We start from the raw sequence: 808 nt of genomic DNA, 5'->3' as shown, positions 1-808 counted from the left end.
ATGATCAGCAAGATGACATTTTACAGCCTTTGATTCACGCCGGTGTGAATTTGCTACCGAACACCTCTGGCGCAAAAAATGCCAAAGATGCAGTTTTTGCTGCGCAGCTTGCTCGCGAAGCGTTGGGCACAAATTGGGTCAAACTGGAGATCCATCCCGACCCGAAATACTTAATGCCTGACCCGATAGAAACCTTAGCCGCTGCCGAACAGCTCGTGCGAGTTGGCTTTATTGTGTTGCCATATTGCCATGCTGATCCGGTGTTATGTAAACGGCTGGAAGAAGTTGGCTGTGCTGCGGTGATGCCATTGGGTGCGCCGATTGGTTCGAACAAAGGTATCGCTTCGCACGATTTTCTAGAAATCATTATTGACCAAGCGAACATACCTGTTGTTGTGGATGCGGGAATTGGTGCGCCTTCACATGCGGCAAGAGCGATGGAAATGGGCGCGGATGCCGTGTTGGTCAATACGGCCATCGCTGCCGCAAGTAATCCCGTTGCGATGGCGAAAGCGTTCAAGATGGCAGTCGAGTCAGGTCGTATGGCTTATGAAGCTGGGCTTGCAGGGAAAGTTTCTCATGCCGTTGCTTCCAGTCCGCTAACGTCTTTTCTCGATGAACTGTAGAAGTGAGGGTTCAAGATGAGCTTTTATGATCGCTTTCAGCAGCTCGATTGGGATGACATATCCATGTCGATTTATGCCAAAACGGCGCAGGATGTGGAAAGGGCGCTAGCAAAACCCAAACGAGATTTGGAAGATTTTAAAGCGTTGATTTCTCCTGCTGCTGAACCGTACTTAGAGCAGAT

General features: G+C 49.6%; 1 protein-coding gene and 1 pseudogene. Both read left to right on the top strand.

Annotated features, from left to right (window positions below):
- On the top strand, positions 1-626 hold a 626-nt coding region (locus R7Q46_RS26240; RefSeq protein WP_318078092.1), incomplete at its 5' end, for a thiazole synthase.
- Between the two features lie 15 nt (positions 627-641).
- A pseudogene (gene thiH / locus R7Q46_RS26235) lies at positions 642-808 on the top strand (2-iminoacetate synthase ThiH); the annotation flags it as partial.

This window comes from Vibrio sp. 811 (assembly GCF_033339195.1).
Note: the sequence above shows the minus strand (reverse complement) of the source record. Positions and strands in the feature narration are given on the sequence as shown.